The 18,887-nt window shown below is 70.1% G+C and carries 15 protein-coding genes and 1 pseudogene; 8 read left to right on the plus strand and 8 right to left on the minus strand.

The window, feature by feature from the left end:
- Window positions 1–42 precede the first annotated feature (42 nt).
- Entirely contained in the window at window positions 43–1,020 is a 978-nt protein-coding gene (locus ACWCRB_RS34960; RefSeq protein ID WP_450999892.1) for a DMT family transporter, read from the minus strand.
- A gap of 94 nt (window positions 1,021–1,114) precedes the next feature.
- Here ACWCRB_RS34960 and ACWCRB_RS34965 point away from each other — a divergent pair, with 94 nt between their 5' ends.
- Window positions 1,115–2,017, plus strand: coding sequence for a LysR family transcriptional regulator (locus ACWCRB_RS34965; RefSeq protein WP_450999893.1), 903 nt, complete (start codon window positions 1,115–1,117; stop codon window positions 2,015–2,017).
- 89 nt (window positions 2,018–2,106) lie between these two features.
- Here the strand turns inward: ACWCRB_RS34965 and ACWCRB_RS34970 are convergent, their stop codons facing one another.
- Window positions 2,107–2,973: a phosphotransferase enzyme family protein gene (locus tag ACWCRB_RS34970; protein WP_450999894.1), complete on the minus strand. Its 867-nt coding sequence runs from the start codon at window positions 2,971–2,973 to the stop codon at window positions 2,107–2,109.
- 202 nt (window positions 2,974–3,175) lie between these two features.
- Between ACWCRB_RS34970 and ACWCRB_RS34975 the strand changes: the two genes are divergently transcribed.
- From ACWCRB_RS34975 to mgt, 4 genes and pseudogenes are all read left to right on the plus strand, one after another.
- Window positions 3,176–4,117, plus strand: a complete 942-nt coding sequence (locus tag ACWCRB_RS34975; RefSeq protein ID WP_450999895.1) for a carbohydrate ABC transporter permease — start codon at window positions 3,176–3,178, stop codon at window positions 4,115–4,117.
- Window positions 4,114–4,947, plus strand: a complete 834-nt coding sequence (locus ACWCRB_RS34980) for a carbohydrate ABC transporter permease (protein ID WP_450999896.1) — start codon at window positions 4,114–4,116, stop codon at window positions 4,945–4,947. Before ACWCRB_RS34975 ends, ACWCRB_RS34980 begins: the two co-directional genes overlap by 4 nt.
- Window positions 4,947–6,227, plus strand: a complete 1,281-nt coding sequence (locus ACWCRB_RS34985) for an ABC transporter substrate-binding protein (RefSeq protein WP_450999897.1) — start codon at window positions 4,947–4,949, stop codon at window positions 6,225–6,227. Before ACWCRB_RS34980 ends, ACWCRB_RS34985 begins: the two co-directional genes overlap by 1 nt.
- Window positions 6,228–6,249: 22 nt before the next feature.
- Window positions 6,250–7,540: pseudogene (gene mgt / locus ACWCRB_RS34990) on the plus strand (macrolide-inactivating glycosyltransferase).
- A 66-nt stretch (window positions 7,541–7,606) separates the two neighbouring features.
- Here the strand turns inward: mgt and ACWCRB_RS34995 are convergent.
- Window positions 7,607–9,865 carry an MMPL family transporter gene (locus ACWCRB_RS34995; RefSeq protein WP_450999898.1) on the minus strand — a complete coding sequence of 753 codons (2,259 nt, stop codon included), beginning with the start codon at window positions 9,863–9,865 and terminating at the stop codon, window positions 7,607–7,609.
- Window positions 9,866–10,101: 236 nt separating this feature from the next.
- On the opposite strand from ACWCRB_RS34995, the gene ACWCRB_RS35000 reads away from it, so the two are divergent.
- The 3 genes from ACWCRB_RS35000 (at window position 10,102) to ACWCRB_RS35010 (ending at window position 13,699) form a co-directional block, all read left to right on the plus strand.
- A complete protein-coding gene (locus ACWCRB_RS35000) occupies window positions 10,102–10,671 on the plus strand; it encodes a DUF1697 domain-containing protein (RefSeq protein ID WP_450999899.1) in 570 nt (189 codons plus the stop codon).
- Window positions 10,672–10,701: 30 nt separating this feature from the next.
- Complete coding sequence (locus ACWCRB_RS35005) at window positions 10,702–11,739, plus strand: ketopantoate reductase family protein (protein ID WP_450999900.1); 1,038 nt, start codon at window positions 10,702–10,704, stop codon at window positions 11,737–11,739.
- A gap of 88 nt (window positions 11,740–11,827) precedes the next feature.
- Window positions 11,828–13,699 (plus strand): leucine-rich repeat domain-containing protein, encoded by a 1,872-nt coding sequence (locus ACWCRB_RS35010; RefSeq protein ID WP_450999901.1) that lies wholly within the window; start codon window positions 11,828–11,830, stop codon window positions 13,697–13,699.
- A gap of 43 nt (window positions 13,700–13,742) precedes the next feature.
- Here ACWCRB_RS35010 and ACWCRB_RS35015 read toward each other — a convergent pair whose 3' ends face one another.
- From ACWCRB_RS35015 to ACWCRB_RS35035, 5 genes are all read right to left on the minus strand, one after another.
- Window positions 13,743–14,495: a sirohydrochlorin chelatase gene (locus ACWCRB_RS35015; protein ID WP_450999902.1), complete on the minus strand. Its 753-nt coding sequence runs from the start codon at window positions 14,493–14,495 to the stop codon at window positions 13,743–13,745.
- Window positions 14,496–14,500: 5 nt separating this feature from the next.
- Entirely contained in the window at window positions 14,501–15,421 is a 921-nt protein-coding gene (locus ACWCRB_RS35020) for an ABC transporter permease (RefSeq protein ID WP_450999903.1), read from the minus strand.
- Entirely contained in the window at window positions 15,408–16,193 is a 786-nt protein-coding gene (locus ACWCRB_RS35025; RefSeq protein WP_235474120.1) for an ABC transporter ATP-binding protein, read from the minus strand. The genes ACWCRB_RS35020 and ACWCRB_RS35025 overlap by 14 nt, the downstream gene beginning before the upstream one ends.
- A gap of 35 nt (window positions 16,194–16,228) precedes the next feature.
- Window positions 16,229–17,332, minus strand: coding sequence for an aliphatic sulfonate ABC transporter substrate-binding protein (locus ACWCRB_RS35030; protein ID WP_450999904.1), 1,104 nt, complete (start codon window positions 17,330–17,332; stop codon window positions 16,229–16,231).
- A 225-nt stretch (window positions 17,333–17,557) separates the two neighbouring features.
- A complete protein-coding gene (locus ACWCRB_RS35035) occupies window positions 17,558–18,886 on the minus strand; it encodes a sulfate adenylyltransferase subunit 1 (RefSeq protein WP_450999905.1) in 1,329 nt (442 codons plus the stop codon).
- Window position 18,887: the final 1 nt, after the last annotated feature.

Below are 18,887 nucleotides of genomic sequence, written 5' to 3' on the forward strand. Positions count from 1 at the left end.
GCTGACTACCCAGCCCGTCCGGCGTTTGAGGACAAGGCCCGTTCAGGGCCGTAGCGGGGGTCTGGGGGCGGAGCCCCCAGGGATGGGTACGGGTAGGGGCGGCGGGGGCGAAATCCTTGTGGGTGCCAAGCGGGCGCGGTGGGCGCGTTCCACCGACTGGCCCCAGTACGTGCCCGTCACCATCAGGGTCGCCCCCAACGCCGTCAGCACCGTCAAGTGCTCGCCACCCAGCGCGATCCCGATCGCCGCAGCCCAGATCGGCTCCGTGCCCAGCAGCAGGCTGGCCCGGCTCGCCGACGTCCGCTGCACAGCCCACGTCTGGGCCAGGAACGCGAACACACTGCAGAACAGGGCGAGATAGACCAGCTGTATCCAGGTCCCGGTGTCGGCGCGGGTGAGCGTCGGCAGGGAGGGGGCGGCCGCCGGGAGGAACACGACCGTGCCGATCACGGTCTGCAGTGTCGTCAGGTGGAGAGGCCGGATCGGCCGGCCTGTCGTGAGGCGTCCGACCAGCGCCACATGGACCGCCCGTACCAGCGCCGCGCCCAGCATCAGCAGATCCCCGAGCCGCGGCGCGTGAAAGCCGTTGCCGGACATGAGCAGACCGACGGCCAGGACACAGACGCCAGCGGCGGCGTAGAAGGCCGGGGGCAGCCCGCCGGGGTGTCCGGCGCGGTCGAGGAGAGGGGTGAGCACAATGGTCAGGCTGATGATCAGACCCGCGTTGGCGGCGGTCGTGTGGGCGACACCGTACGTCTCCACGACGAGGACGGCGGCCTGCGTGAGCCCCAGCGGCAGCCCGGCCCGCACCTCCTCCCGGGTCCACAGACGAAACCCCCGGCCCTGTTCCCGCCCCGCGGCGACCAGGCCGAGACAGGCGAGCGCGGAGAAGGCGTACCGCGCGAACAGGACGACGAGAACGGGCAGGGCGGAGGTGGCCGTCTGGGCGGACAGATAGCTGGAGCCCCAGACGAGCGCGACAAGGAGGAGTACCGCATCGGTACGGCGGGAGTCGGACACGCGACTACGGTGCACTGTCAGTGACCCTGAAGCCCAGGGCCACCTTCTTCAACGATCTTTTAGTTTCCCTACACAGTCCGCCTACACTGGTCCCGTGGACGAACGACAGCTGCGGATCCTGCGCGAACTCGGTGAGCTGGGCAGCGTCACCGCGGTCGCCGACGCGCTCCTCGTCACGCCCTCGGCGATCTCGCAGCAACTGCGACTGCTCCAGCGAGCCATCCCCGTCCCGCTCACCGAGCGACAGGGACGCAGGCTGGTCCTGACCGACGCCGGGCAGGCGCTGGCGGGCGCGGCGACCGAGGTGGAGTCGGCGCTGGCGCGGGCCCGGCACACGGTCGAGGAGTTCCTGGACCGGCCGGACGGGGAGGTGTCGGTGGCGGCGTTCCACAGTGCGGGCGCCGCGTTCTTCCCACTGCTGCTGCGCGCCCTCGCCGGACCGGACGGTCCCGTGCTGTCACTGGCCGACAAGGACGTCACGCAGGACGACTTCCCACCGCTGACCAGGGAGTACGACATCGTCCTCGCCCACCGCCTCGACCACGCCCCACCCTGGCCGCGCACGGTGGCGGCGACCCCGCTGCTGCGCGAACCCCTCGACGTGGCCATGCCCGCCGACCACCCGCTCGCCGCCAAACGACGCCTGACCCCGACCGACGTCGCCGACCAGCCCTGGATCGCCGTACACGACGGCTTCCCGATCATGGCGACGATCGAGGCCATCGCCACAGCAGCGGGCCGCCGCCCCCATCTCGCCCACCGCATCAACGAGTTCGCGGTAGCCGCAGAGGCAGTAGCCGCCGGCGGAGGCCTCGCCCTCATGCCCCGCTGGACCTCCCGCCCCCACCCAGACCTGGTCCTGAAGCCCCTCAGCGGCGTCCAGGCCAGACGCAGAATCGACGCCCTCCACCGCCCAGAACGAACGGCCAGAAAGGCCGTAAGGACGGTCCTGAAGGAACTGAGCAAAGCAGCACAGACAATCAGGGCCGAGGAGTAACGCCCCTTTTAGGGGCGCGGGGAACTGCGCGACCAGCCACCAACAACCCGCAGCCGCCAGACAACAGCAAGTCCATGTTCACCAGGCGCTCAAAACGAATACCACCGCACAGTCGAATCCCCCTCCCTCAACGACCCCACCCGCCGCACAAACTCCCCCAACGCCCGAGGATTAACAGGCGCATGCTGCGCCACCCACGCACAACTCGCCGTCTCCCGCGCCCCCCGCAACACCCCACACCCCTCCCACTCCCGCACATCCCACCCGTACGCGTCCGTGAACGCGTCATAGGCCTCGGTCGACAGGCCATACCGGTCATGGGACAGAGCCATGACCACCAGATCGTGCTCGCGCAGATCGGCGGAGAACGTCTCCAGGTCGACCAGAACAGGCCCGTCGGACCCGATGTGCACATTGCGCGGCAACGCGTCACCGTGGATCGGCCCGCGCGGACGCCGCGGGACGAGCGCGGCGGAGGCCGTCGCGAAACCGTCCCGCCGCTCACGCAGATACGCCGCGTCGGCCGGATCGATCGCGTCGCCCGCGAGCCGCAGCCAGCGTTCGACGCCGCCCAGGAGGTCACGGGGCGGGAGCGTGAAGGTGGCGGGGAGCGGCAGGGCGTGCACGATCCGTAGGAGTTCGGCCAAATCCGCCGGTTCGGCGGGGCGTACGGGATCGGGCAGCCGGTGCCACACCGTCACCGGGTGACCCTCGACGAGGAGCGGCTTCGGGTCGGCCGCGCGGACCGCCGGGACGTCCGCCTCGGCGAGCCAGAGCGCGATGTCCAGCTCCCGCCGGGCGCGGTCGAGGAGTTCGGCGTCGCGGCCCACCTTGACGACCAGGTCACCGGCGGCGAACACCGCGTTCTCGCCCAGCGCGAGAAGCCGTATGTCCGGTGCCGTGGCAGGCAGTACGCCCGCCGTGGCCAGTACGTCCCGGGCCTGTGCCTCGTCCATGGTCCGCCTCCCGCTCCCACGCAGTCCTCGTACAGGGCTGTGTACGTCCGCGAACGGCGTCAGGTTCACGCCATCCGCCGGTCAGTGTCGCATTCGCACTGGTGGGGGCGTGTGCGCGGTGCCTTGACTGTGTACATCGGCTTCACGACCATGACGGAGCCCACTCCCGGGGCCACCTCGGGCGACCAAAGGAGCCGACCACGTGACACTGGTGACCGGGGTGAGGCGGCCGGCCAAGCGCACGACCCGGGCCGGACCGGGCGGCGGCGGCCGGATCACCGGCCACGGTGCCTGGTTCCTCGTTCTGCCCGCGCTGATCCCGATCCTCGTCCTGAGCGTGGGACCGCTGCTGTACGGGATCCTGCTCGCGTTCACCGATGCCCAGTCCGGCCGGACCGCGTCCACGCAGTGGATCGGCACCCTCAACTTCCAGGACCTGCTGCACGACCGGCTGTTCTGGGAGTCGTTCCGGATCGGGCTGGTCTGGGCGGTCGGGGTGACCGTGCCGCAGTTCCTGCTCGCCCTCGGCCTCGCGCTCCTCCTCAACAAGGAGTTACGGCTGCGCTGGCTGGCCCGCGCCCTCGCGATCATCCCGTGGGCGATGCCGGAGGTCGTCGTCGGCATCATGTGGCGACTTGTCTACAACGCGGACGCCGGTGTCCTCAACGAGACCCTGCGCGACCTGGGCCTGGGCGACGGTCGCGACTGGCTCAGCGGCCTCGGGACCGCGCTGCCCGCCGTCATAGTCGTCGGCGTCTGGGCAGGGATGCCGCAGACGACGGTCGCCCTGCTCGCCGGGCTGCAGAACACCCCGCGCGAACTGCACGAGGCGGCGGCGATGGACGGCGCCGGCGCCTGGCGCCGCTTCCGGACGGTCACCTGGCCCGCGCTCAGACCGATCGCGCTCGCCATCACCGCCCTCAACCTCATCTGGAACTTCAACTCCTTCGCCCTGGTCTACGTCCTGACCAACGGCGGCCCCGGCGGACGTACCCGACTGCCGATGCTCTTCGCCTACGAAGAGGCCTTCCGCTACGGCCAGTTCGGCTACGCGGCGGCGATGGGCTGTGTGATGGTCGCGCTGATCTCCGTTCTGCTCGCCGTGTTCCTCGTCGGCCGGCTGCGGGGAGGCGAGGAGAGGTGAGGACGAGCACCAGCGCCCGCGTCGGCCAGTACGCGGCCCTCCTCGCGTATCTCGCCTTCCTCGCCCTCCCGTTCCTCTGGCTCCTGTCCACCGCCTTCAAGTCCCCGCGAGAACTGGGCAGTCTGCACCCCCGCTGGATCCCGGAGCACCCCACCCTCGACAACTTCCGCCAGGCCTTCGACGAACAGCCCCTGCTGCACGCTGCGTTGAACTCCCTGCTCGCGGCGGTCTCGGCCGCGCTGATCGCCGTACTGATCGCGACCCCGATGGCGTACGTCATCGCCAGGCACCGCACGCTGCTCGGACGGGCGGCGACCGGGTGGGTGGTGGTCAGTCAGGCGTTCCCGTTCGTGCTGGTGATCATCCCGCTGTTCCTGGTGCTGAAGAACCTGCGGCTGATCGACTCCGTCTTCGGACTGGTGATGGTGTACGTGGTGTGGTCGCTGCCGTTCGCGCTGTGGATGCTCGTGGGGTATGTACGGGCCGTGCCCGCCGAGTTGGAGGAGGCGGCGGCCGTCGACGGCGCCGGACGTCTGCGCACCCTCGTCTCCGTCACGGCGCCGTTGCTCGCGCCGGGGATCGTGGCCACGGCACTGTTCGCGTTCATCACGGCCTGGAACGAGTTCTTCTTCGCGCTCGTACTCCTCAAGACCCCGGAGAAGCAGACCCTGCCGGTCGTCCTCACGCACTTCATCGGCGCGGAGGGCGTGGCGGACCTCGGCCCGCTGGCCGCCGCCGCGTTCCTGGCGACGCTGCCCTCGCTGGTCGTTTTCGCGATCATCCAGCGCCGGATCACGGGCGGTATGACGGCCGGGGCGGTGAAGGCCTGATGCGCGCGCGATGGCTCCTCGTCGTCCTCGGCCTGCTGCTCGCCGGTTGCACCGGCGGCGGTGACACTGCCACGGACGGCACGATCACCCTCCGCTTCCAGTCCCTCGCCTGGCAGGACGAGTCCGTCGCCGCCAACAAGGCGCTGGTGAAGGAGTGGAACGCGACCCATCCGGACGTCAAGGTCGACTACGTACAAGGGAGTTGGGACAGCGTCCACGACCAGCTGCTCACCTCCTTCGAGGGCGGCGAGGCCCCCGACATCATCCACGACGCCTCGGACGACCTCGCGGACTTCGCGTACGGCGGCTACCTCGCCGATCTGCGTGAACTGCTGCCCGGGCGGCTCAAGTCCGACATCCCGCAGCGCAGTTGGGACACGACGACCTTCGGGGACGGGGTGTACGGCGTGCCGTTCCTCCAGGAGCCGCGCGTGCTGATCGCCAACGCCAAGTGGCTGAGGGAAGCGGGCGTACGGATCCCGACGCCCGAACAGCCGTGGAGCTGGGCTGAGTTCAGGCGGATCACCCGACAACTCGGCGACGGCGACGGCAAGTACGGTGTCGCCTGGCCGCTCAAGGAGCCCGTCTCCGCCACCCTCAACCTGTCACTGTCGGCGGGCGGGCAGCTCTTCCACCGGGGCGCCGACGGTAAGGTGACGATCCGGTTCGAGGCGGCGGACCAGACCGTGCCGCGCACCATCCACGACCAGGCCAACACCGACCACAGTGCCTCGCCGACCACCCTCGGCAGCGGCGGCTCCGACACCCTGCCCGGGTTCTTCGGCGGACGGTACGCGATGGTCCCGCTCGGCTTCTCCTACCGGCAGCAGATCGCGCAGCAGGCACCGAAGGGCTTCGAGTGGCAGGTGCTGCCCGCACCGGCGGGCGCCGACGGGCTCACCCAAGGAGTCAGCCCGCAGACCCTCTCCATCGCCGAGGACAGCGGGCACCCGCGCGAGGCAGCCGAGTTCATCGACTTCATGCTGCGCCCCGAGAACATGGTCCGCCTCGCCCTGGGCGACTGGATGCTCCCCACGGGCACCGAGGCCCTGAAGTCCCCGTCCCTGCGGACACCGAAGGACGGCTGGGCCACCGGCACCGCCCTCGCCGGCCACCTCCGCTCGGCCCCCGCCCAGTCCGTACGGGGCTACCCGGAGTGGAAGGACAAGGTCGCGACGCCCGCGTTCCAGGAGTACTACAGCGGGGCGATCGACCTCGCCGAACTGCGGAAACGGCTGGAGAAGGACGGGAATCTGGTGCTGGCGCGCTATCAGCGGTGAGTGGCCATGGCGGGGACTTCTAATCAAGTTGCACGAGACGTATCGTCTCGCTTACGGTCGAGAACATGACCACCTCCCGCATGACCACCTTCCGCGCGACCGGCACCCGCACGACCCCCGCCCACATCGCCATGTTCTCCATCGCCGCCCACGGCCACGTGAACCCCAGCATCGAGGTGATCCGCGAGCTGGTGGCCCGAGGGCACCGCGTCACGTACGCGATCCCGCCTGCCTTCGCCGACAAGGTGGCCGAGACGGGAGCCAGGCCCGTGCCCTACACATCGACGCTGCCGGGCCCCGACGACGACCCGGCGGCCTGGGGCACCACCCTCCTCGACAACGTCGAACCCTTCCTCGCCGACGCCATCCAGGCGTTGCCGCAGCTCATCGAGGCATACGAGGGAGGCAAGGGGGATACACCCGACCTCGTCCTGCACGACATCACCTCCTACCCGGCCCGCGTCCTCGCCCACCGCTGGAGCGTGGCCGCCATCTCCCTCTCGCCGAACCTCGTCGCCTGGGACGGGTACGAGGAGGAGGTCGCCGAGCCGATGTGGGCGGAGCCCCGGCAGACCGAGCGCGGCCAGGCCTATTACGCGCGCTTCGAGGGCTGGCTGAAGGAGAACGGGATCACCCAGCACCCCGACCCCTTCGCCGGCCGCCCCGCCCGCTCCCTCGTCCTGATCCCCAAGGTGCTGCAGCCCAACGCCGACCGCGTCGACGAGCACGTCCACACCTTCGTCGGCGCCTGTCAGGGCGACCGGTCCGCGCAGGGGGACTGGCAGCGGCCTGCCGACGCCGAGAAAGTCGTCCTCGTGTCGCTCGGGTCGGCCTTCACCAAGCAGCCGGAGTTCTACCGGGAGTGCGTGCGGGCCTTCGGCGACCTGCCGGGGTGGCACCTCGTCCTCCAGGTCGGCAGGCATGTCGACGCGGACGAGCTGGGCCCCGTACCGGCCAATGTCGAAGTGCGGTCCTGGGTACCGCAGTTGGCGGTCCTGCGGCAGGCCGACCTGTTCGTCACGCATGCCGGAGCCGGCGGCAGTCAGGAGGGGCTGGCCACCGCCACGCCGATGATCGCCGTACCGCAGGCGGTCGACCAGTTCGGCAACGCCGACATGCTGCAGGGGCTTGGAGTCGCCCGGCATCTGCCGATGGAGGAGGCGACCGCCCAGGCGCTGCGCGCGGCAGCCCTCGCCCTTGTGGACGATCCCGAAGTCGCCAGGCGGCTCAAGGAAGTTCAGGCTGGAATGGCGAGGGAGGGCGGCACCCGGCGGGCCGCCGACCTGATCGAGGCCGAGCTGTCCGGCGTATGACGTGAAGAGGGCCCGTTGGCTCCCCGGTGACCAACGGGCCCTCTCTGGAAGGGAACTGGCGATAGATCAGACGCTGATCCGCTCGCCGCCCTCCACCCTCGGCGTGACCGCCTCGGGAGACTCGTCGTGCGTCAGGTCGGGCAGCCGGTTGAGCCACTTCGGGAAGTACCAGTTGCGCTCGCCGAGCAGTGCCATCACCGCGGGCAGCAGCACACCCCGGATGATCGTCGCGTCGATGAGCACCGCGGCCGCGAGGCCCACGCCCATCTGCTTCATGGACTGCATCGACAGCGTCCCGAAGATCGCGAACACGGCCACCATGATGACGGCGGCGCTGGTGACGACCCCGGCCGTGGTGACCACGCCGTGCTGGATCGCGTCCTTCGTCGTACGGCCCCGCAGCCGCGCCTCGCGGATACGGGAGACGACGAACACGTGGTAGTCCATCGACAGGCCGAACAGGATCACGAAGAGGAACAGCGGCAGCCAGGTGATGATGGCGCCCACGCCCTCCGCGCCCACCAGCCCCGCGCCCCAGCCGTGCTGGAAGACGGCGACCAGGATGCCGTAAGCCGCCCCGACCGAGAGGAGGTTGAGCACGATCGAGGTGATCGCGATCGTCAGGGAGCGGAACGACAGGAGCATCAGCAGGAAGGCGAAAACGACGACGAAGGCGAAGACCGGGGCGACCGCGCCGGCCAGCTGGTCGTTGAAGTCCTTCGAGCCTGCGACCTGCCCGGTGATCGGCGCCTGGACGCCGTCGACCTTGCCGAGTGTGGCCGGGCGTACCTCGTCGCGCAGCTTGTCCAGGCTCTCGCCGGCCTTGTCCAGGTCGGAGCCGCCGACCAGCGGGACGTACACGAAGGCGATGTTCTCGGCGTCGTGCAGCTTGATGTCCACCGGGCCGCGCGAGGCACCCGAACTGATCGCCTGCGCACGGAAGTCGGCGAGCGCGGACTTCACGTCGGCCGCGTTGATGTCCTTCGCCTTGACGATCACCTCGGCGGGGTCGGAGCCGCCGGGGAACGCGTCGTTGACGCGGTTGTAGGTGCCGACGATCGGCAGCGAGTCGCCGAACTCCTGGTCCAGGGTGAGGTTCTGGGTCTTCATGCCGAGCGCGGGCGCGGTGATGGCGAGCAGCGCACCGGCCGCGACCACCAGCGCGATGGCGGGCCTGGCGAGGACGACCTTCAACACGGCCGTCCAGAACCGGCTCTCCCCGCCACCCTTGCCGTTCCCGTTCTTGCGCCGCTTGTCCGGGTGCAGGAACGGGATCCGGCCCTTCTCGACCCGCCCGCCGAGCAGCGACAGCAGCGCCGGAAGGACCGTCACCGAACCGACCATGGCGACCGCCACGACCATCAGGGAGGCCAGGCCCATCGCCTCGAACGTGGCGAGCCCGGTGAACAGCATGCCCGCCATCGCCACGCACACCGTGACACCGGAGACGATGATCGCGCGGCCACTGGTCGCCGCGGCGATCTGCAGCGCGACCTCCGGCGTACGGCCCGCGGCCCGCTCCTCGCGCTCCCGGCGCAGATAGAACAGGCAGTAGTCGACACCGACCGCGAGACCGACGAGCAGCATCACGGAGCTGGCCGTGTCGTCCATCGGCTGGAGATGGCTGACGAGGCCCATCAGGCCCATCGTCGCGACGATCGCGGTGATCGCCAGCGCCACCGGCAGCAGCGCCGCGACCACCGCGCCGAACGCGATCAGCAGAATGCCGAGGGCCACCGGCACGGCGGAGTACTCGGCCTTCTTGAAGTCGTCACCGAAGGCGTCGTCGAACGTCTTGTTCATACTGGCGCCGCCGATCTCCTCGATCCGCAGCTCCGAGTGGTCCTTCTGGACGTCCGCGACGGCGTTCAGCACCGGCTCGACCCGCTCGCCCGCCGTCTCGGCGTCGCCCCGCATGTCGAACTGGACGAGCGCGCTGCGTCCGTCCTTCGAGAGGGTGTCCGTGTCGTACGGCGACTGCACGTCCGTGACCCGGCCGGTCCCGTCGACCGCCTTCATGACGTCGGCGACGGCGGCCCGGAACGCGGGGTCCGTGGCGTTGAGGCTCCCGTCCTTCGCCTGGATGAGGACGGTCTCACTGGACGGTTCGTCGATCCCGGCATCCTCGACGATCTTGGCAGCCGTGTGGGTCTCGCCCCCCAGCTGGTCGCTCTCCTTGACCTCGACACTGCCCGCCGCCGAGCCGAGCCCCATCGCCAGGACGACGAACAGCACCCAGATCCCGACGGCCGCCCAGCGATGCTTGGCGCTCCAGCCGCCGGCCCGGGCGGCTATGCCCCGCACCCGCGTTTCTCCGTTCCCCATGACGGGCTTGCCCCCTCGTAAGCGGCGACAGCCCCCTGCCATCACCTTTAGTTCGAAGGTATGGGCCGGATAAGAGCGTCTCGTCGTGCTCCCCGGTGAGGTGCGGCCGACGAAAGTCCTCCCGTCGGATGCCGGTGTCTCCCCACTGGGTAGGACACCGGTCCCCTACATGTAAAAGACGATCTCGGGGTGGTTCGTCAGGGGCGACTGTCAGTGGGCCGCCCTATGGTGAGCGGATGACGACAGGTGAGCAGGCGACGAAGACCTACGCGGCGCTGCTGCGCGGCATCAACGTGGGCGGCAACAAGAAGGTCCCCATGGCCGAGCTGCGCACCCTCCTGGAGGGCCTCGGATACGACGGCGTGGGCACCTACCTCCAGAGCGGCAACGCCGTGTTCGCCGCCGGTCACGGGGACGAGGAGTCCCTCGCCGGGGAGATCTCGCGGGCCATCGAGAAGCACTTCGGATTCACCGTCGACGTGATCGTGCGCGACCACGCCCACCTCCGCGCGATCAGGGACAACTGCCCTTTCCCCGCAGCAGAGTTGGAGGCCAAGCAACTCCACGTCACCTACTTCTCCACCCCCGTCGACGAGACCCGCTTCGCGGAGATCGACCAACCCGCCCACCTCCCCGAGGAGTTCCGCCTCGGCGACCGCGCCCTGTACCTGTACGCCCCCGACGGCCTCGGCCGCTCCAAGCTCGCCGAGCAGCTCGCCAAACCCCGGTTCCTGAAGGGCCTGATCGCGACCACCCGCAACTGGAACACGGTGGTCAAGCTGGTGGAACTGACCGAGGGCGACTGACCTGGGTTCCCTGCTGGCAAGCTGATCGGTATGCGCTACATCATCATCGGGACAGGAGCGGTCGGCGGCGCCATCGGCGGGCGGCTGGCCGGGGCGGGGCACGAGGTGGTCCTCGTCGCCCGGGGCACGCAGTACGAGGCGCTGCGCGCGCACGGGCTGCGCCTGGTGACCCCGGACGGGCAGCACACGTACCGCCTGCCGACCGTCGACGGACCCGCCGGACTCGGGGAGTTGCGCGCCGACGACGTACTCGTCCTCGCCGTGAAGACGCAGGACAGCGAAGGCGCCCTGGCGGCCTGGGGACCGGTGCCCGTCGCGGGTGGCGGTACGGCGGCCGAGCGGCTGCCGCTGCTCTGCGCACAGAACGGCGTGGAGGGCCCGCGCCTCGCGCTGCGCCGCTTCCGGCACGTCTACGGGGTCTGCGTCTGGCTGCCCGCGACCTACGTGGAACCCGGGGTCGTCTCCGCCGCCGGCGCGCCGCTCACCGGCATCCTCCACCTCGGCCGCTACCCGCACGGCACGGACGACACCCTCCGCCGGATCGCCGCCGACCTGGAGAAGACGACGTTCGAGGCACCCGTCGTCCCGGACGTCACACGGTGGCTGTACGCCAAGCTGCTCACCAACCTCGGCAACGCCATCCAGGCGCTCAGCGGCGCCGCGGACAGCGAGGAGAGCGAACGGCTGCGCCAACGGGTGTACGCCGAGGGCGAGTCGGTGCTCGCGGCGGCCGGGATCCCGTACACGAGCGCCGAGGAGGAGAAGGCGAGGCGGGGCGACAGGATCACCCTGCGACCGCTCCCCGGCGTCGAGCCCGGCGGCGGCTCCACCTGGCAGTCCCTGGCCCGGGGCACCGGCACGATCGAGACGGACTATCTCAACGGCGAGATCGTGTTCCTGGGCCGGCTGCACGGCGTACCGACCCCGCTGAACGAGCTGCTGCAACGGCTGGCCGACACCTTCGCCAGGGAACGGCGGCCGGCGGGTTCGCTGCCGTCGGCGGAACTCGTACGGCTGGCGGACGAGGCCGTCGCGTCTGTGCAAGAGCCCGCGGCCGGTCGTCCCTAGCGCGAGACCGGGCGGCGACGACCGGGGGAGGGGCCACCCCGACCCAGCTCCAACCCCGTTGTCGTACCCCACCCCTAAGCTCCACGCCATGACTGCCCAGAACCCCGTCTCCGCCGACGCACCCGACGCCCATCCCCTGGTCGGCGAACTGCGCGGCCTGCTCGCCACCGCCACCCCCGCACGCGCGCGCAAGGCGATATGTGAACTGCTCACCGTTCACGACGACGGGGCCGCCCTCGACCTCGCCGCCCGCTTCGCGCCCACCGCCGCCTACTCCGGCGACCTGCTGCTGCGCGAACTGCCCCGCGCCGCCGACCCGGACCGCTTCTGCGAACTCCTCCTCGCGCCCGCTCTCGCCCGTGAGGGCCGCACCGAGTTACGGCTGCGCCGGATCACGTCGCTGCGCGGCCTGCGCCATCTGACCATGCTCCGCACACTCCACCTGGACCGGTGCAAGGAGGTCACCGACCTCGGCGACCTCGCCGCGCTCACCGGCCTGACCGACCTCGACCTCAACGGCTGCGCCGGGATATCCGACCTGGCCCCGCTGAGCACCCTGACCGCGCTCGCCCGGCTCAATCTGCACCGTTGCCGTCAGGTCACCGACATCCGCCCGCTGCTCACCCTGGGCGGTCTGCGCGAGCTGGACCTCAGCATGACCAAGGTGCGTGACGTCACCGGCCTGCCCGCGGCGCTTCCGGACCTGCGCACCCTCACCATGCGCGGCTGCCGTTCCTTCCGCGAGGCCGGCCAGCTCGCCGGACTGACCCGGCTGACCACGCTCGACCTCGGCTGGACCGGGCTGCGCAGCCTTCGGGGCCTCACGACGTTGCCCGCCCTCACCGAACTCGACCTCAGCAGCTGTGCCTCGTTGACCACCCTGGAGGGCATTCGCGCGCTGAACGGGCTGACCGAGCTGCGGATCACCGACTGCCGCAAGCTGGCCACCCTCACCGGCCTGGGAGCCCACCCGGGCCTTTCCGAACTGACGGTGGACGGCTGCTCCGCCCTGCGCGACGTACGCGGCCTGGGCGCACTGACCGGCCTCACCTATGTCTGCGTCAAGGACTGCGAACAACTCACCACCCTCGAAGGGCTGCAGGGCTCACCCATCGAGCGGTTCCGCGCGGAGCGCTGCCCGGACCTGGCCGACTTCTCCGCCCTGGAGCACGTCCCCGGGCTCCGTGAACTCGACGCGCTCGATCTGGACGCGCTCACCGACCTCTCACAGTTGCCCGCCATGTCCCTGATGGACCACATGCGGATCATCGAGTGCCCGTCCCTGCGCACCTTGGACGGCATCCGTGCCTACCCCTCGCTGCGCAGGCTGACGGTCTGGCGCTGCCACGCTGTGAAGTCGGTGCACGGCATCGGGCATCTGCCTGCCCTGAGCGAGCTGGAACTGTGGGAAATGCCCCTGGTCACGACACTGGGGGAGCAGGGCGGGCTGCCGGACGCCGATCAGCTGACACTGAACGGCTTTCCGCTGCTGACCGACATCGACGCGCTCGCCGGATCGCACAACTCCCGGATGGAGCTGCTGAGCCTGCCCCTGCTGGGGAGCCTGGCGTCCCTGGAGGCGAAGCCCGAGTTGAAGAGGCTGAGGCTGTTCGGCTGCCCTCAGGTGACGGATCTGCCCGCCCAACTGACCCACCTGGAGGCGACCGCACTCTCCTGGCCGGACCTCGCCCCTCTGAAGCGGCTCACCGCCCTGACCACGGTGGACCTGCGGCAGAGCTACCTGACCGACATCGGCGGGATCGGCGCTTTCCCGGAACTGGAGCGGCTCGGCCTCCTGGGCTGCGACCGGCTGGAGGACTGGACGCCCCTGCTGGAGATGCCCCGGCTGCGGGAGCTGCAACTGACGCAGGACCACGGATACGAGCGGCCGTTCACCCCCGTGCTCCAGCAACTGCTGGCGAACGGAGTGACCCGGGTGCCCTGGCACGTGCGCTGGTGAGACGAGGGCGCACTTCGCCCGCTCGCCCGATCGTCCGCTCGGCCTACGCGCTCACCGCGGCCCGCCCCGCCAACGGTATCCGCACCGCCGCCTCCGCGTACCGGCGCAGCAGCAGCCGGGCCACCTCGGGCGCCGGTCCCAGGACGTCCGCGAGTACGTCCGCCCGCTCCGCGCCCCGCGCGATGCGGTCCGGGAGGAAACCGGGGGCGAGGACATAAGGCGCTACGGCGACGCGCTCGCAGCCCAGCTCCCGCAGTTCCCGTACCGCGTCCTCGGTGCGGGGGAGTGCGGCGGAGGCGAACGCAGGCCGCACGGCGCACCAACCGGTGTGCCGCCACTCCCGCGCGATTTCTGCGATCACTGCGATCGCCTCCGGGTCGGTGGACCCCGCCGAGGCCAGCACGACCCCGGTCGAGGACTTGTCGGCGGGCGTCAACCCCGCCTCGTACAGCCGCCGTTCGAGAGCGGACATCAGCAGCGGCGACGGGCCGAGCACCTGCGCCTGACGGATTCGCAACCCGCGCGGCGCGTCCCGCAGGACCGCCGGGATGTCCGCCTTCGCGTGGAAGGCGCGGGTCAGGAGGAGGGGGAGGGCCACGACATCTCGTACGCCCTCCGCCGCCAGGGACTCCAACACCCCTTGTGCGGACGGGATGTTGAAGTCCAGGAAGCCGGTCTCCACGCGCAGCCCCGGCCGCAGCGACCGTACGCGCCGTACGAGGGCGTGCACGGTCGCAGCGTGCCGCGGGTCGCGGCTGCCGTGGGCGATGACGAGGAGGACCGGCTTGTCGTACATATGGCTCAGCTCTTCACCAGGAGGCCGCGGCTGCGGAGCACCCGCCGTTCCAGCGGGCTGAAGAACAGCAGGTCGACGGCGATACCGACGAACAGGATCAGGAAGATCGCCTCGAAGATCATCGGCATGGAGCTGGCGTTGCGGCCGTTCTCCAGCAGCGCGCCGAGACCGATGCCCAGGTCGGGCGAGGAGGCGATGATCTCCGCGGCCATCAGTGAGCGCCAGGAGAACGCCCAGCCCTGCTTCAGACCGGCCAGATAGCCCGGCAGCGAGGCCGGCAGGACGATGTGCCAGGCGCCCTTCCAGCCGGTCGCGCCCATCGTGCGGCCCGCCCGCAGGAACAGCGGCGGCACCTGGTCGATACCGGAGACCAGGCCGTTGGCGATGGACGGGACCGCGCCGAGCAGGATCACCGCGTACATCATCGAGTTGTTCAGGCCCAGCCACAGCACGGCGGGCGGCACCCACGCCACCGACGGCAGCGACTGGAGGCCCGACAGGACCGGTCCGATCGCCGCGCGGATGAACTTCACCCGGGCCACCACCAGGCCCAGCGGGGTGCCGATCGCCAGGGCCAGCAGGAAGCCGAGCAGACCGCGCTCGACACTGGTCCAGATGTAGCCGAGAAGCTTGCCCTCCAGCCAGGCGTCCTTGAACTCGGCCGCCACATCGCCGGGCGAGGGCAGCTTGGTCGGGTCGGTGACGACGTTGAAGGTGATCAGCGACTGCCAGACCAGCAGCACCACGCCGGTCGCGATGAGCGGCGGGAGGATCTTGGCGCGGAAGGTCACCGAGAAGGGCGTGCGCGTGGTGGCCACGTTCTCCAGGGCGTCCAGACCGGCCTCCAGGCCGGCGGTCTGGAGGTTGCCGTCGGACCGGTCCTGACGCGTGTCCGTCAGGCCCGACTTCGTGTCACTGCTGGCCATGACGGCGGATCTCCCCACGCAGTTGTTCGGTGATCTCAATGGACAGTTCGGCCACGGGGGCGTCCTCGATACGGCGTGGCTGCGGGATCTCGACCGTCCACTCGCGCGCGATCCGGCCCGGCCGGGACGACAGCAGGACGACCCGCTGCGCGAGCCGCACCGCCTCCCGCACGTTGTGCGTGACGAACAGGACGGAGACGCCCGTCTCCGCCCAGATCCGGGTCAGCTCGTCGTGCAGCACGTCACGCGTGATCGCGTCGAGCGCCGCGAACGGCTCGTCCATCAGCAGCAGCCGGCTCTCCTGGGCGAGCGCCCGGGCCAGCGCGACCCGCTGGCGCATTCCGCCGGACAGCTCGTGCACCCGCTTGTCGTACGAGCCCTGCAGCCGGACGAGCGCGAGCAGCTCCTCGGCGCGGCCGCGCCGGTCGTTCTTCGGAACTCCCCCCAGTTTCAGGGCGAGTTCGATGTTCTTTCCCGCGGTCAGCCACGGGAACAGGGCGTGCTCCTGGAACATCAGGGCAGGGCGCCCGTCGGTCCTGATGCTGCCCGCGCTCGGGTTGTCGAGACCCGCGACGAGGTTGAGCAGCGTGGACTTGCCACAGCCCGAGGCCCCCAGGAGGGTGACGAACTCACCCGGTGCGACATCGAGCGTGATGTCGTCGAGGACGAGCTGCTGCCCGGCGGGCCCGGCGAAGGACTTCGAGACGTGCTCGATGCGGGCGGCGTACTCGACCGACTCGGCCGGTCCGGCCTTGGCGATAGCGGTGGCCATGGTCGTCACCTCCTGGGGACTTGAGGGATCGGTGCTTACTTGACGCCGAGACCGGCGTCGTCGACCGTGCTCTCACCCGCGGCCTTGAGGACCGTGTTCAGGGGCGTGAGGTCGTAGATGCCCGTCAGCAGCGGGTCCTCCAGCAGACCGGCCTTCACCGCGTGCTCCGCCTCGGTGTTGAGGGTGGAGGCCAGCGGGTCGTTGGTGAACTGGATGGACTTCCACGCCGGGTCCAGGACCGCGGCCGGCAGCTCCTTGCCCGAGTCGATGCCCAGCTGCTTGTTCGCCGCGGTCTTCGCCGCGTCGGAGTTGGCGTTGATCCACTTGTTGGTCTCGACGGAGGCCTTCAGGACCGCCTCGACGGCCTTCGGGTGCTCCTTGAGGAACTTCTGCGACACGATGATGTTCGTGATCACGAACTTCTTGTCCGGCCACAGGTCCGCCTCGTCGAGCAGCACCTTCGCACCCTCGGCGACCAGCTTGGACGCGGTCGGCTCCGGCACCCAGGCGCCGTCGATGGAGCCGGACTTGTAGGCGTCCGGGGTGACCTTGTTGTCGGTGCGGACGACCGACACGTCGCCCTTGCCGCTCTCCGCGTCGACCTTCCAGCCCTGGTCGGCGATCCAGTTGAGGAACGCCACGTCCTGCGTGTTGCCCAGCTGCGGGGTGGCGATCTTCTTGCCCTTGACGTCCTTCAAGGTCTTGATCTTGTCCGGGTTGACCACGAGCTTCACACCGCCGGATGCCGACCCGCCGATGATCCGCAGGTTGGTGCCCTTGGACTTGGTGAAGCCGTTGATCGCCGGGGAGGGGCCGATCCAGCCGATGTCGATGGAGCCCGAGTTGAGGGCCTCGATCTCGGACGGGCCGGCGTTGAAGACCTGGTACTTCGCCTCAGTGGCGCCCAGCGCCTTCTGGAAGAAGCCCTTCTGGTTACCGACCAGCGCGGTGGCATGGGTCAGGTTCCCGAAGTAACCGATCTTGACGGAGTCGAGCCCGTCGATCTTCTGAGCCCCGGCGGCGACCTTGGCGGTGCCCTCGTCCTTCGACTCGGAGCCGTAGCCGCAGGCGGCGAGGGTGAGAAGGGGGAGTGCGGCTATGACCGCGAAGGTGCGGCGAAGAGCGGATTTTGCAGGCACGGGAGGTGTTCCTCTCGGAGGCCCGGCGGTCACGGTCTCTCAGGTCGTGGCCGGGAGGTCGGCAGGTCTTCGTTTTCGCAGGTGGCGGGGGGTGTGGGCGCGCAAGCAGTGCGCGTACGTCAGCACGCACATCGCGCGACTCCGCCCTGCCCGCTGCCGAGGGCGCCGCTGCCGACGCGGCCGCCCTCCTTCGCGAACGTGGAGTAGTAATCCATGACGTTCATGTCAGAAGTCCCACCCGTCGTCCTCGGCCGCGTCCTTGACGGGCTCCGGGGACGCGAACGACTCGCCGACCATGCCCGCGGTGAGCGTGGTGCCGTCGTTCGGGTCGATCAGGATGAACGATCCGGTGCGCCGCGAGTCGGCGTACGAGTCGACGGGCAGGGGCTCCGCGGTGCGGATCTTCACCCGGCCGATGTCGTTGGCGACGAGCTGTCCCGGATGCGGGTGCAGGGACAGATCGTCGAGCGTGAGGCGGGACGGGATGTCCTTGACGATCGCCTTGACCGTACGGGTGCCGTGCTTGAGGAGCACCCGGTGGCCGACCGTCAGCGGCGCGTCGGCGACATGGCAGACCGTCGCCTCGACGTCCTGTGTGGTCGGCGGCGCGTCCTTGCTGGGCACGATCAGGTCGCCGCGCGAGATGTCGATGTCGTCCTCCAGGAGGACGGTCACCGACTGCGTGGTCCAGGCGATGTCGACCGGCTCGCCGAGCAGGTCGATACCGGCGATCCTCGACGCGTGGCCGGACGGCAGGACCGTCACGGACTCGCCGACGCGGAACGAACCGGCGGCGATCTGGCCCGCGTACCCCCGGTAGTCCGGGTGCTCGGCGGTCTGCGGCCGGATCACGTACTGCACGGGGAGACGGGCGTGGCAGTGGCTCAGGTCGTGGGCGACCGGGACCGACTCCAGGTGCTCCAGGAAGGTCGGCCCGCCGTACCAGTCCATGTTCGCCGACGGGTCCACCACGTTGTCGCCGGCCAGCGCCGAGATCGGGATCGCGGTGATCTCGGGGACGCCCAGTTCGAGTGCGTACGCCGTGAACTCCTCGGCGATGGCCGCGAAGACCGTCTCCTGGTAGTCGACCAGGTCCATCTTGTTGACCGCGAGGACCACGTGCGGGACCCGCAGCAGCGCCGCGAGGGCCGCGTGCCGTCGGGTCTGCTCGACCACGCCGTTGCGGGCGTCGATCAGGATCACCGTCAGCTCGGCCGTGGAGGCACCCGTCACCATGTTGCGGGTGTACTGCACGTGGCCGGGCGTGTCGGCGAGGATGAACCGGCGCTTCGGTGTGGCGAAGTAGCGGTAGGCCACGTCGATCGTGATGCCCTGCTCGCGCTCGGCGCGCAGGCCGTCGGTGAGCAGCGCGAGGTCAGGGGCTTCCTGCCCCCGCGAAGCCGACGCGCGCTCCACGGCCTCCAGCTGGTCGGTGAGGATCGACTTGGAGTCGTGCAGCAGTCGGCCCACGAGGGTGGACTTGCCGTCGTCGACGGAACCGGCGGTGGCGAACCGCAGGAGCGTGGTCTCGGTGAGTTCCGTGGTCGTGCTCATG

This window comes from Streptomyces sp. NPDC002156 (assembly GCF_053593675.1).